The 12,343-nt window shown below is 71.4% G+C and carries 10 protein-coding genes, 2 tRNA genes and 1 pseudogene; 2 read left to right on the top strand and 11 right to left on the bottom strand.

What is annotated here, in order from left to right:
* Positions 1-102: 102 nt before the first annotated feature.
* Positions 103-774, bottom strand: coding sequence for a TetR/AcrR family transcriptional regulator C-terminal domain-containing protein (locus tag Cch01nite_RS07340; RefSeq protein WP_203750558.1), 672 nt, complete (start codon positions 772-774; stop codon positions 103-105).
* Positions 775-853: 79 nt separating this feature from the next.
* Between Cch01nite_RS07340 and Cch01nite_RS07335 the strand changes: the two genes are divergently transcribed.
* Positions 854-1,294 carry a DUF6326 family protein gene (locus Cch01nite_RS07335; RefSeq protein ID WP_203750557.1) on the top strand — a complete coding sequence of 147 codons (441 nt, stop codon included), beginning with the start codon at positions 854-856 and terminating at the stop codon, positions 1,292-1,294.
* Between the two features lie 39 nt (positions 1,295-1,333).
* Here the strand turns inward: Cch01nite_RS07335 and Cch01nite_RS07330 are convergent, their stop codons facing one another.
* On the bottom strand, positions 1,334-2,185 hold the full coding sequence (locus Cch01nite_RS07330) for an isocitrate lyase/PEP mutase family protein (protein WP_239070020.1): 852 nt from the start codon (positions 2,183-2,185) through the stop codon (positions 1,334-1,336).
* Between the two features lie 92 nt (positions 2,186-2,277).
* Here Cch01nite_RS07330 and Cch01nite_RS07325 point away from each other — a divergent pair, with 92 nt between their 5' ends.
* Positions 2,278-3,270, top strand: coding sequence for an ArsR/SmtB family transcription factor (locus Cch01nite_RS07325; protein ID WP_203750554.1), 993 nt, complete (start codon positions 2,278-2,280; stop codon positions 3,268-3,270).
* 4 nt (positions 3,271-3,274) lie between these two features.
* Here Cch01nite_RS07325 and Cch01nite_RS07320 read toward each other — a convergent pair.
* The 9 genes and pseudogenes from Cch01nite_RS07320 to gnd all read right to left on the bottom strand — a co-directional run.
* Positions 3,275-3,347 (bottom strand) — tRNA-Ala (locus tag Cch01nite_RS07320).
* 40 nt (positions 3,348-3,387) lie between these two features.
* Positions 3,388-3,507, bottom strand: coding sequence for a DLW-39 family protein (locus Cch01nite_RS22690; RefSeq protein ID WP_239070018.1), 120 nt, complete (start codon positions 3,505-3,507; stop codon positions 3,388-3,390).
* 22 nt (positions 3,508-3,529) lie between these two features.
* Positions 3,530-3,603 (bottom strand) — tRNA-Ile (locus Cch01nite_RS07315).
* Positions 3,604-3,680: 77 nt separating this feature from the next.
* Positions 3,681-4,598, bottom strand: coding sequence for a DUF3566 domain-containing protein (locus Cch01nite_RS07310; RefSeq protein WP_203750551.1), 918 nt, complete (start codon positions 4,596-4,598; stop codon positions 3,681-3,683).
* A complete protein-coding gene (gene gyrA / locus Cch01nite_RS07305) occupies positions 4,595-7,213 on the bottom strand; it encodes a DNA gyrase subunit A (RefSeq protein ID WP_203750549.1) in 2,619 nt (872 codons plus the stop codon). Before gyrA ends, Cch01nite_RS07310 begins: the two co-directional genes overlap by 4 nt.
* Before the next feature lie 49 nt (positions 7,214-7,262).
* Positions 7,263-9,332 (bottom strand): DNA topoisomerase (ATP-hydrolyzing) subunit B, encoded by a 2,070-nt coding sequence (gyrB, locus tag Cch01nite_RS07300; protein WP_203750547.1) that lies wholly within the window; start codon positions 9,330-9,332, stop codon positions 7,263-7,265.
* Positions 9,333-9,529: 197 nt separating this feature from the next.
* Entirely contained in the window at positions 9,530-10,144 is a 615-nt protein-coding gene (locus Cch01nite_RS07295; protein ID WP_203750545.1) for a DciA family protein, read from the bottom strand.
* The gene (gene recF / locus Cch01nite_RS07290; RefSeq protein WP_203750543.1) at positions 10,134-11,321 is read right to left on the bottom strand and encodes a DNA replication/repair protein RecF; all 1,188 of its coding nucleotides are present in this window, start codon (positions 11,319-11,321) and stop codon (positions 10,134-10,136) included. Before recF ends, Cch01nite_RS07295 begins: the two co-directional genes overlap by 11 nt.
* Positions 11,322-11,327: 6 nt before the next feature.
* Positions 11,328-12,278, bottom strand: a pseudogene (gene gnd / locus Cch01nite_RS07285) (phosphogluconate dehydrogenase (NAD(+)-dependent, decarboxylating)); the annotation flags it as partial.
* Between the last annotated feature and the right edge of the window lie 65 nt (positions 12,279-12,343).

Here is a 12,343-nt window from a genome sequence, read left to right as displayed (position 1 = left end):
ATGGCACACCGATCTTCGCGGGCCGAGCACGGTGGCCGCACGTCGACCGGCCGTGCGGCCCGGCGTCGGCGACGCAGCGGCTGCGCAGCGGCTACGCGGTAGCTACGCGGTGGCACGCCGGACGCGCTCGCGTTCCAGACCGTCGAGCACGAGCCCGAGCGTGAACTCGAACTCCGCGCGGGTGTCGCACACGCTGAGCGCGCCGTCGACCTCGTGCACCACGGACGCGGCCATCCGCGCGAGGTTCGGCATGTGCTGCGCCATCGTCGCCATGATCTCGGGGTCGGGCGTGCTGTCGCCGCCGTCCGGCTCGAAGAGCTCGGTGCTGAAGCCGAACACCATGGAGCCGAGCGAGTGGATCGCCCGGTGCGCGAGGTCGTCGTCGAAGCCGGCCTCGGTGAGCGTCCCGACGAGCTGCTCGTAGAGCGCCCACGACGACGGCGGACTCTGCTGCTGGGCGGCGAGCAGCCCGGCCGCCCACGGGTGCCGCACCATGACGTCGCGTGCGGCGAGGCACCGGCGGCGCACGGCATCGACCCAGTCGTCGGCGGTGATGGCGGCGGCCTCCTGCACGACGAGGCGGGCGGCCTCGTCGGCCAGGGCGGCGAGCAGCGCGTCCTTGCTCGGCACGTGGTGGTAGAGCGACATGGCCTCGCAGTCGAGCTCGGCGGCGACGCGGCGCATCGTGACGGCGGCGAGACCCTCGGTGTCGGCGACGGCGACACCGGCGGCGACCACGCGGTCGCGGCTCAGCGCTTCACGGACTGGTGGCATCGGACCCCCTTGTGAACTGCTGATCTTACGCTGTACGGTCGACTTACAACGTAAGGTCGTCCGCTACCTGGAGGCTCCCGTGACCGCCCTGACCGCACCGCATCCGCCGTCGGCCACCACCGCACGGGTCACCCCCCGCACGGTCGTCTCGTCCCTGTGGCTCTTCGCCGTCCTGTGCTACCTGTACTGCGACGTCCTCGGCTTCTTCGCCCCCGACGACCTCCGGGCGATCCTCGACGGCGCCGTCGGCGGAATCACTCTCACCGACGGGTTCCTGCTCGCGTCGGCCGTCCTCATGACCATCCCGATGGCGATGGTGCTCGTCTCCCGCGTGGCACCCCACCGGATCGCTCGCTGGGGGACCGTCGTCGCCGGCGCCGTCATGACCGTCGTCCAGGCAGGCTCACTGCTGGTCGGCACCGGCCCGCGGCCGCACTACGTGTACTTCTCCGTCATCGAGATCGCCACCACCGGGTTCCTCGTCGGCTACGCCCTGACGCGCTGGCGCCACGACGACTGATCCGCCGGGTGCTCGGCACGCAGGCCGCCGCACGGATGCTCAGTGCCGGTCGACGAGCCCGTCCAGCCGGCCGTAGTCCAGGCCGCCCGACACGTGCTCGTACGTGCCGTCCCGCAGCAGCTCCCGGGTGGCCCGCTCCACCACGGCGTACGCGGCCTGCGCGACCGACGTCCCGAGGCTCACCCGTCGCACCCCCGCCGTCACCAGCGCGACGACGTCGGGTGCACCCGGGCCGGCCATGGCGTTGACGGGCAGCGGCGACCGGGCGCACAGCTCCGCCAGCACGTCGAGGTCGAGCAGCCCCGGGACGAACAGGCTGTCCGCACCGGCGCTCGCGTACGCCGCCGCACGCCGGAGCACCTCGTCGAGCCGCGTCTCCGGCGTGCCGACCCCGAACAGCACGACGTCGGTCCGCACGTTCACGACGATCTCCGCCGCACCGGCACTCGTCGCCGCGGCGCGTGCCGCGAGCAGGCGGCCGACCTGGTCGGCCACGTCGAACAGGGGACCGCCCGCCGCCCGCGAGTCCTCCAGGTTGATCCCCGCCGCGCCGACCTCGACGGCGCGTGCGACGGTCCGCGCCACGTCGTCGGGAGACGGCCCGTACCCGCCCTCGACGTCCACCGACACCGGGACGTCCACGGCCGCGACGATCCGGGCGGCGGCGGCGAGCATCTCGTCCCGTGTCGCCCGCTGTCCGTCGCCCCGGCCGATCGCCCACGCGACGCCACCGCTCGTCGTCGCCAGCGCCGGTGCCCCTGCGTCGGCCGCGACGACCGCACTCGCGGCATCCCAGACGTTCGCGAGGAGGAGCACCTGCGCGTCGGCCAGGTCGCGCAGCCGGCGGGCCATCGTGCGGGTGCGGGAGAGATCGGTCGCGGTGGCGGTCATGTCGGTGGTCCTCCATAAGGTGTCGTCGCGGCAGTGATCCTGCTCGCGCCACAGCAGGACGTCGAACGATTCGGCGTCCGCCGAATTCGGGGGTGCTCGTGCGGGCGGTCGTGGCGTTCACGGCGGACGACGTCGCGCGCGCCCGGTTCGCCGTGTCGCCGTCGTGGCAGGTGGTGACGAGCTTCCGGATGCTCGCGCGCACCAGCACCCCGGCACCGTTCCGGACCTGGGTCGAGCACCTGCGACCGGCCGTCCGGGCCGCCGGGCTCGACCGCGGGTGGCTCGCCGAGCTCGTGCCGACGTACGGCTATCTCGCCGACCTGCTCACCCCGTGCCCGCCGCCGTCCGGCCCACCGGACCTGACGGCCGAGCTGGACGTGGTCCGTGCCACCGACCCCGACCGTGTCCGGCTCGAGCTCGACATGCTGGCCGCCGAACGCGCCCCTCTCGACCCCCGCCGGGTCGTCGCCCTGCGCCGCGAACCCGCCCGGGTGCTCGTCGACGTCGCCGCCGAGGTACGCGCCTACTGGGACCTCGCGCTCGCCCCGCACTGGTCGCGGATCCACGCCGTGCTCGACGCCGACCTGCTGCACCGCGCCCGCCAGGTCGCGGAGCAGGGGACCGGTGCGGTGCTCAACGAGCTCCACGGCACGGTGCGGTGGGACGAGGGCTCGCTGCACCTGGTCCGGCGCCACTGCGAGATCACCCGTGACGGCACGGGCCACGGACTCGTCCTGCTGCCGAACGTGTTCGTCGGCGACGCCGTCCTCACCCGAGCCGTCCCGCCGGAACCACCGCAGCTGTCCTACCCGGCACGCGGCGCGGGCACGATCTGGGGAGCACCCGAGCCGGACCGACCCGAGGCCCTCGCCGGGGTGCTCGGCCGGACACGCACCACGATCCTGCGGCGCCTCGACGCACCTGCCTCGACGACCGCACTCGCCCACGAGCTGGGACTCTCACCCGCCGGGGTGTCGGGCCACCTGACCGCGATGCGTGACGCCGGCCTGGTCCGCGCCGCACGTGACGGGCGCGCCGTCCTCTACACGAGGACCGAGGCAGCGGACGCGCTGCTCTCGACGTGATGGGTGGAGCCAAGGGGACTCGAACCCCTAACCCCCTGCTTGCAAAGCAGGTGCGCTACCAATTGCGCCATGGCCCCGTGGTGCGGCGGGCGTCCGCCGCAGCCCCCCGTGCGGGACTCACTCGAAGGTGTCGGTGACCTCTGCCCACAGGTCCCGCTCGTCGCGGTCCTGCACGAGCTTCTGGTAGACGACGTAACCGACGGCGGCGACCGCCACGAGGAGCAGGAGCTTCTTCATCGATTCCCCCACGGGTCGGGAGTGGGCCTAACAGGACTTGAACCTGTGACCTCTTCCTTATCAGGGAAGCGCTCTAACCGTCTGAGCTATAGGCCCGTTGCATCACCCGGTCAACCCGAGTGCGGCCGGACGAGACTACCCCAGGGCAGGCGCCGCGCCCAAACCGGATGCGGTCACTCGTCAGTCATCGTGACATGCACGCCGCCCACCAGCGCGGCGACGATGTTGTAGAGGAACGCCCCGATCGTCGACAGCGCCGTCAGCAGGAACACGTCGATGACCGCGACGAGGGTCGCGCCGGAGACGATCCGCTTGAACTCGACGTACTGCAGGATGTCGATCGGGCTCTCCGTGCCGACGATCTGCACGACCAGGTCGTTGATCTTCGTGAACACGTGCAGGCCGTCCAGCGTCAGCCACACGACCGCCGCCGCGACGACGATCATCACGCCGATCGCGACCGACAGCAGGAACGACAGCTTCATCACGGACCACGGGTCGACCCGGGAGATCGCCAGGCGGACGCGGCGTGCGCCGCCGTGCGGACCGCCGACGGTCGGGATCCGACCCGTCGTCGTGCGGGGCACCGCGCCGGTCGTGCGAGGGACGGCCCCCGTCGTCGGCGCGGGACGCGCGGACGTGCGCGGGGGAGCACCAGCGGCAGGCGCCGAAGCCGGAGTGGTCATGGTCGGATCCTCGGTACGGGGTCGGGTGACCGCGGCGAACGCGGTGCTGGTGGCACCGGCAGCCTTCTTGAACCACACGGTCGCGGTGTCGACCGCGACCATGAGAGGGGAGGGCAGGTCGTGCTCGTCACCGGGCACGGAGGCGGCCGACGACGAAGGTCGCTCGTCGCGCGTCCGCTGGCTGTCGAACCCCGTGGTCGGGGGGAGCACCGGGACGGCGGCGGGCGTCCCGTTGGAGGAGGCGCCGCCGCTCGGCTCGCCCGACGGCGTGCCGTTCGGCGAGGACGTGACCGTCCGCCCCGTGCTCGGCTCCACGCCGTGCGCGCTCGCCGACGGACGACCGGCCGTCACCGGGGTCGTCGGGCGCTTGCGCGGCGGGATCGAGGGTGGGGTGGAGTCGGTCATGCATCCTCCGCAGTCGGTTCGGCGGCCTCGTCGGCGACCGGCGCGACGTCACCGGCGGGGGGCTCCGCGGTGTCCGTCTCGTCCGGTCCGTGACCGTTCTCGCCGCCCACGGTACCTGAGGCGTCGTCCGCGAGGTGTCGCTCCGTGTTGCGGGCCACCGCGATGATCCGGTCCCCGGAATCAGGCTTCGCGAAGATGACACCCTGCGTCGTGCGGCCCGTGGCGTTGACCTCGGTCGTCGCCGACCGGACGATCTTGCCGCGCTCCATGATGACGAGCACCTCGTCGTCCAGGTCCGTGACCAGGGCCCCGACCAGGTCGCCGTTGGCCTCCGGGAGGTTCGCGACCTTGATCCCGAGACCGCCACGACCCTGCTGCCGGTAGTTCTCGACGGTGAGCGCGGTCCGCTTCGCGATGCCGCCCTCGGTCACCGTGAACAGGAACGCGTCCTCACGCACGACGTCCATCGCGAGGAGCTCGTCGTCCGCCCGGAACTTCATCCCCGTGACGCCCGACGTCGCCCGGCCCATGGGCCGCAGCGCGTCGTCCGTCGCGGTGAACCGCACCGACTGGCCCTTGCGGGACACGAGGATGAGGTCCTGGTCCGAGTTCACCAGGCGCGCGCCGATGAGCTCGTCGGGCAGGCCGTTCTCGTCCTCGCGCAGGTTGATCGCGATGACGCCGCCGGTCCGGTTCGAGTCGTACTCCGCGAGGCGGGTCTTCTTGACGAGGCCGCGCTGCGTCGCGAGCACCAGGTGCTCGGCCTGCTGGTAGTCGCGGATGTCGAGCACCTGGGCGATCTTCTCGCCCGGCTGGAACGCGAGCAGGTTCGCGACGTGCTGGCCCTTCGCGTCACGGCCGCCCTCGGGCAGCTCGTACGCCTTCGCGCGGTACACCCGGCCGAGGTTCGTGAAGAACAGCAGCCAGTGGTGCGTCGTCGTCACGAAGAAGTGGTCGACGATGTCGTCCTCACGCAGCTGCGTGCCACGGACGCCCTTGCCGCCACGACGCTGCGCCCGGTAGTTGTCCGACCGGGTGCGCTTCGCGTAGCCGCCGCGGGTGATGGTGACGACCATCTCCTCCTCGGCGATGAGGTCCTCGACCGACACCTCGCCGTCGAACGGCAGGATCGTCGTGCGGCGCTCGTCGCCGTACTTGTCGACGACCTCCGTGAGCTCGGTGCTGACGATGTCGCGCTGCCGCTGGTCGGAGGCGAGGATCGCGTTGAACTCGACGATCTGCGTCTGCAGCTTGTCGTGGTTCTCGATGATCTCCTGGCGCTGCAGGGCGGCCAGCCGGCGCAGCTGCAGGTTGAGGATGGCGTTCGCCTGGACCTCGTCGACGTCGAGCAGCTCCATGAGCCCCTCGCGCGCCTGCTCGGAGTCGGGGGAGCGGCGGATGAGCGCGATGACCTCGTCGAGCGCGTCGAGCGCCTTGAGGTACCCACGGTAGATGTGGATCTGCTCCTCGGCCTTGCGCAGCCGGTAGCGGGTCCGCCGCTGGATGACCTCGAGCTGGTGGGCGGTCCAGTGCCGCACGAACGCGTCGATCGACAGCGTGCGGGGGACGCCGTCGACGAGCGCGAGCATGTTCGCGCCGAACGTGTCCTGCAGCTGGGTGTGCTTGTAGAGGTTGTTGAGCACGACCTTCGCGACGGCGTCGCGCTTGAGCACGATCACGAGGCGCTGGCCGGTGCGGCCCGACGTCTCGTCGCGGATGTCCGCGATTCCGCTGACCCGGTTCTCACGGACCAGGTCGGCGATCTTCTTCGCCAGCGTGTCCGGGTTCACCTGGTACGGCAGCTCGGTGACGACCAGGCAGATCCGGCCCTGGATCTCCTCGACCTCGACGACCGCCCGCATCGTGATCGACCCGCGACCCGTGCGGTACGCCTCGTCGATGCCGCGGTGCCCGAGGATCGTCGCGCCCGTCGGGAAGTCGGGGCCCTTGATCCGGGTCAGGAGCGCCGCGAGCAGCTCCTCCTTCGACGCCTCCGGGTGCTCCAGGTACCACTGGACGCCGTCGGCGACCTCGCGCAGGTTGTGCGGCGGGATGTTCGTCGCCATGCCGACCGCGATGCCCGCCGAGCCGTTGACCAGCAGGTTCGGGAACCGTGCGGGCAGGACGAGGGGCTCCTGCGTGCGGCCGTCGTAGTTGTCGCCGAAGTCGACCGTGTCCTCGTCGATGTCCCGCACCATCTCCATCGAGAGGGGGGCCATCTTGCACTCGGTGTACCGCGGCGCGGCCGCCGGGTCGTCGCCGGGGGAGCCGAAGTTGCCCTGGCCGGCGACCAGCGGGTACCGCAGCGACCAGTCCTGCACGAGGCGGACGAGGGCGTCGTAGATCGCGGAGTCACCGTGCGGGTGGTACTTGCCCATGACGTCGCCGACAACACGGCTGCACTTCGAGAACTGCCGGTCCGGCCGGTAGCCGCCGTCGTACATCGCGTACAGCACGCGGCGGTGCACCGGCTTGAGCCCGTCGCGCACGTCCGGCAGGGCACGGCCGACGATGACGGACATCGCGTAGTCGAGGTACGACCGCTGCATCTCGAGCTGCAGGTCGACCTGGTCGATCCGGCCGTGCTCGATGCCGTCGTTCGGGATGTCGGTCACGTGGTTCCTTCTGTCGCGGTAGTGCTAGGAGCGGCGGGTGCGGGAGGCCTCAGATGTCGAGGAACCGCACGTCCTTCGCGTTGCGCTGGATGAACGAGCGTCGGGACTCGACGTCCTCGCCCATGAGGACCGAGAAGATCTCGTCGGCCGCCGCGGCCTCGTCGAGCGTGACCTGCAGCAGCGTGCGGTGCTCGGGCGACATCGTGGTCTCCCAGAGCTCCTGGTAGTCCATCTCGCCGAGACCCTTGTAGCGCTGGATCGCGTTCTCCTTCGGCAGCCGCTTGCCGGCGGCCTGGCCGTCCTTGATGAAGGCGTCGCGCTCACGGTCGGAGTACACGTAGTCGTGGTCCGCGTTCGACCACTTGATCCGGTACAGCGGCGGCTGCGCGAGGTACACGTGCCCCTGCGTGATGAGCTCCGGCATGTACCGGAAGAGCAGCGTGAGCAGCAGGGTGCAGATGTGCTTGCCGTCGACGTCGGCGTCGGCCATCAGCACGATCTTGTGGTACCTGAGCTTCTCGAGCGTGAAGTCCTCGCCGATGCCCGTGCCGAACGCCGTGATCAGCGCCTGCACCTCCTGGTTGCCCAGGGCGCGGTCCAGGCGGGCGCGCTCGACGTTGAGGATCTTGCCGCGGATCGGGAGGATCGCCTGGGTGCGCGGGTTGCGCCCACGCACCGCGGAGCCGCCGGCCGAGTCGCCCTCGACGATGAACACCTCGCACTCGGCGGGGTTGTTGCTCTGGCAGTCCTTGAGCTTGCCGGGCATGCCGCCCGACTCGAGCAGGCCCTTGCGGCGGGTCGCCTCACGCGCCTTGCGGGCCGCCATGCGGGCCGTGGCCGCCTGGATCGACTTGCGGATGACGTCGCGCGCCTCGTTCGGGTGCGAGTCCAGCCAGTCGCCGAGCTGGTTGTTCACGACCGTCTGCACGAAGCTCTTCGCCTCGGTGTTGCCCAGCTTCGTCTTCGTCTGGCCCTCGAACTGCGGCTCGCCGAGCTTGACGGAGATGACGGCCGTGAGGCCCTCGCGGATGTCGTCGCCCGTGAGGTTGTCGTCCTTCTCCTTGAGGATGCCCTTGTCGCGCGCGTACCTGTTGATCAGGGACGTCATCGCGGCGCGGAAGCCCTCCTCGTGGGTGCCGCCCTCGGTCGTCGAGATCGTGTTCGCGTACGTGTGGACCGACTCGCTGTAGGCGCTCGTCCACTGCAGCGCGATCTCGACCGAGATGCGGCGCTCCTTGTCCTCCGACTCGATGTCGATGACCTCGGGGTGGACGAGCTCGACCTTCTTCGCCGCGTTCAGGTGCGCGACGTAGTCGATGAGGCCGCCGTCGTACTTGTACGTGACGGAGCGCGTGTGGGCCGCTGCCTCGTCGCTCGGGTCGGCCGACGTGACCTCGTCCTCCGTGCCCGTGTGCTGCGGGCGCTCGTCGGTGAGCGTGAGCTGCAGGCCCTTGTTGAGGAACGCGTACTGCTGGAAGCGCGACCGCAGGGTCTCGAAGTCGAAGTCGACCGTCTCGAAGATCGACGCGTCGGGCCAGAACGTCTGCTGGGTGCCGGTGTCGCTCGTCGCCTCGCCCTGGCGGATGCCGCCGACGGGCTTGCCGCCGTTCTCGAAGTCCATCTCCCAGACGTGGCCGTCGCGCTTGACCACCGTCTCGACGCGCGTCGAGAGCGCGTTCACCACGGAGATGCCGACGCCGTGCAGACCGCCCGACACCGCGTACCCGCCGCCGCCGAACTTGCCGCCGGCGTGCAGGATCGTCATGACGACCTCGACGGTCGGCTTGCCCTCGGTCGGGTGGATCGCGACCGGGATGCCACGGCCGTTGTCGATGCACCGGACACCGCCGTCGGCCAGCAGCGTCACCTCGATGTGGTCGCAGTACCCGGCCAGCGCCTCGTCGACGGAGTTGTCGACGACCTCGTACACCAGGTGGTGCAGGCCGCGCTCACCGGTGGACCCGATGTACATGCCGGGTCGCTTGCGCACCGCCTCGAGGCCCTCGAGGACCGTGATGTTGCTGGCGTCGTAGCCGCCGTTCGTGGCGCTGGTGGTGGGGGTCTGCTCGACCTCGGCGACCTCGGGGGTCTCGTCGGTGGAGCTGCTCTCGTCGGCCACGGGCGGTGGTACTCCTCAAGTTGTCACACGCGACGGAGCGCCCCGCACGACCACTCGGAGGGCGGATCACTCCATGACGCTGGCGTTCTCGTGTCTAGACCGGCACAGACGCGCCAGGAATGACCTGCCAAGTCTACCTGCCGGACAGCCCGGAACCGGGTTTCTCCACCGGTTGCGCGCAACCCCCGCCGAACCGCCTACCCGTACGTGTCCCTGACGCCTCGGCCCGGGACCCTCTTGCGGCCCTTGCTGAACCCCGGACCCGACGGCCCGAGGACCTTGACCTCCGAGACAACCCCCTCGCCCAGCTCCGTCGCGAACCGCTGCAGCATCGTCGGCGCCGCCCACCCCAGGTGCGTCGCCCAGCTCGTCGAGCTCGCCTGCACGGTCAGCACGCCGGCCTCCAACGACACGTAGGCGCAGTGCTCCGCGACCTCCGGCCCCAGCAGCTCGGCCCACCGGTGCTGCAACGTCCCCGACACCAGGCCGCTGCCCCAGCCGAACTGCCCGACGAGCGCACCGAGGCTGGTGCCGACCGCCTGCGGGTCGCGCGGCCCGGCGCCCGACGTGCCCGACGTGTCGATCAGCGGCCGCCGCCTCGGGGCGTCACCCGGCCGCAGACCCTTCGCCCGGGCCGCCTCCTTCGCACGGTTCAGCGCGGCGAGGGCCACCTGACGCTCCGGGACCAGGTCGACGACGTCCCGCAGGGGCGCACCCTCGACGGGTCGGCGACGGACCGGGGGGAGGAGGGCGTCGTCATCGCCCCCGCTCGGCGTCGCGCGCCCGTCGTCGCGGCGCCCGTCAGAGGACACGAGCGACCTCGCCCGACATCACGTCCACGCGGCCGCCCGCGAGCGGCTCCGGGACGTCCCCGGGGACCGCCGCCGTGATGAGCACCTGCCGTGCCGGGGCGACGAGCTCCGCGAGGCGGTCGCGCCTGCGGGTGTCGAGCTCCGCGAACACGTCGTCGAGGATCAGCACCGGCTCGCCGTCCGGACCCCAGTCCGCGGCGGACGTGTCGTCGCTCAGCAGCGCGTACGACGCCAGCCGCAGCGCCAGCGCGTACGACCACGACTCTCCGTGGCTCGCGTACCCCTTGGCGGGCAGCCCGCCGAGCGTGAGGACCAGGTCGTCACGGTGCGGGCCGACGAGGCTCACCCCGCGCTCGATCTCCTTGCCGCGCAGCCGGCCCATGGCCTCGAGCAGCTGCGCCTCGACGAGCTCCGTCGTCGCGGGCTCGGCGGACGCCTCCTCGCCGAGCACGCCGTCCAGGGACGCCTTGTACGTGATGACGGCCTCGCCCTGACCCGAGCTGACCTGCTCGTACGCCTGCGCGACGCGCGGTGCCAGGTCCGTCACGAGGTCCCGACGGGCCACAACGAGCTGCGCCCCTGTCTGCGCGAGCTTCGCGTCCCACACGTCGAGCGTGCGCAGGTCCGCTCCGCTGCGCCCCCCGCGCATCGCCGCACCCGCGGACTTCAGGAGCGCCGAACGCTGCCGCAGGACACGGTCGTAGTCGGCCACGACGCCCGCGATCCTCGGGGTGATCTGCACGAGCAGGTCGTCGAGGAACCTCCTGCGCCCGTCGGGGTCGCCCTTCACGAGCGACAGGTCCTCGGGCGCGAACAGCACCGTGCGCAGGATGCCGAGCACGTCGCGGGCACGGCCGGGGGAGCCGCCGTTGACCCGCGCCCGGTTCGCCTTGCCCGGCGTCACCTCGATCTCGACGAGGGTCGCGCGCGGGCTGCCCGGGTCGAGCTCGCGGATCACCCGGGTCCGGACGACGGCCCTCGTGGCACCCGCGCGGACCAGCGCCGCGTCGGACGGGACCCGGTGGCTGCCGAGCGTCGCGACGTACCCGATGGCCTCGACCAGGTTCGTCTTTCCCTGCCCGTTCGGGCCGACCAGGGCCGTGATGCCCGGGTCGAGCGGGAGCTCGACCTGCGGGTACGACCGGAAGTCGGTGAGGGACAGGTGCGCGACGTACATCGGTGCCTAGGCGGACGGTGGGACCGCGGCGCCCGGCACCGGGGTGGTGCCGGTGACCGGGCCGGTGGTGCCCGTGGGCTTCACGGCGTGGCCGCCGAACTGCTGACGCAGCGCCGCGACGGCCTTCATCGCCGGCGACTCCTCCTGGCGGGAGGCGAACCGCGCGAACAGGCTCGCCGAGATCACCGGCGCCGGAACGGCCAGGTCGATCGCCTCGTCGACCGTCCAACGACCCTCGCCCGAATCCTCGACCCAGTCGTCGATCTCCGCGAGGCCCGGGTCCTGCTCGAGCGCCTGGACCAGCAGCTCGAGCAGCCAGGACCGGACGACCGTGCCGCGGATCCACGCCTTCATGGTCCCGTGCACGTCCGTGACCAGGTCCTTCGCGGCGAGCAGCTCGTAGCCCTCCGAGTACGCCTGCATGAGGCCGTACTCGATGCCGTTGTGCACCATCTTCGCGAAGTGGCCCGCACCGACGGCGCCCGCGTGCACGAAGCCCTCCTCGCGGGGACCCTCGGGCCGCAGCGCGTCGAACACCGGCAGGACGCGTTCGACGAGCGCGGCGTCGCCACCGACCATCAGCCCGTACCCGTTCGCCAGGCCCCAGACACCGCCCGAGACGCCCGCGTCGAGGAAGCCGATGCCGTGCTCGGCGAGCAGGTCGGCGTGCGGCTGGTCGTCCTGGTAGTACGAGTTCCCGCCGTCGATCACGATGTCACCGCTGGTCAGCAGGCCGGCCAGGTCCCGGATCACGGCGTCGGTGATGGCACCCGACGGCACCATCACCCAGACCACACGGTCACCCGCGGGCAGCGCCTCGACGAGCGCCTCGAGCGACGGGACGTCCGTGACGTCGGGGTTCCGGTCGAAGCCTGTGACCTCGACGCCGGCGGCACGCAGGCGCTGACGCATGTTCGCGCCCATCTTGCCCAGTCCGACCAGACCGATGTGCATGGCGTTCGCCTCTCCTCGACGACCGTGACCGGTCGATCTCGTGACATCCCACGGTCACTCTGCCGCAG

The organism is Cellulomonas chitinilytica (genome assembly GCF_016862675.1).
In the GTDB taxonomy this organism is placed as follows: Bacteria; Actinomycetota; Actinomycetes; order Actinomycetales; family Cellulomonadaceae; genus Cellulomonas; species Cellulomonas chitinilytica.
The sequence above is the reverse complement of the archived record's forward strand: the minus strand, read 5'-3'. Positions and strand labels throughout refer to the sequence as shown.

What these genes read in the sequence shown, in the direction of transcription:
- Cch01nite_RS07340 (WP_203750558.1), bottom strand. Translation starts at nt 774, where the DNA reads ATGCCACCAGTCCGTGAAGCGCTGAGCCGCGACCGCGTGGTCGCCGCC.
- Cch01nite_RS07310 (WP_203750551.1), bottom strand. Translation starts at nt 4,598, where the DNA reads ATGACCGACTCCACCCCACCCTCGATCCCGCCGCGCAAGCGCCCGACG.
- Cch01nite_RS22690 (WP_239070018.1), bottom strand. Translation starts at nt 3,507, where the DNA reads ATGAAGAAGCTCCTGCTCCTCGTGGCGGTCGCCGCCGTCGGTTACGTC.
- recF (WP_203750543.1), bottom strand. Translation starts at nt 11,321, where the DNA reads ATGTACGTCGCGCACCTGTCCCTCACCGACTTCCGGTCGTACCCGCAG.
- Cch01nite_RS07330 (WP_239070020.1), bottom strand. Translation starts at nt 2,185, where the DNA reads ATGACCGCCACCGCGACCGATCTCTCCCGCACCCGCACGATGGCCCGC.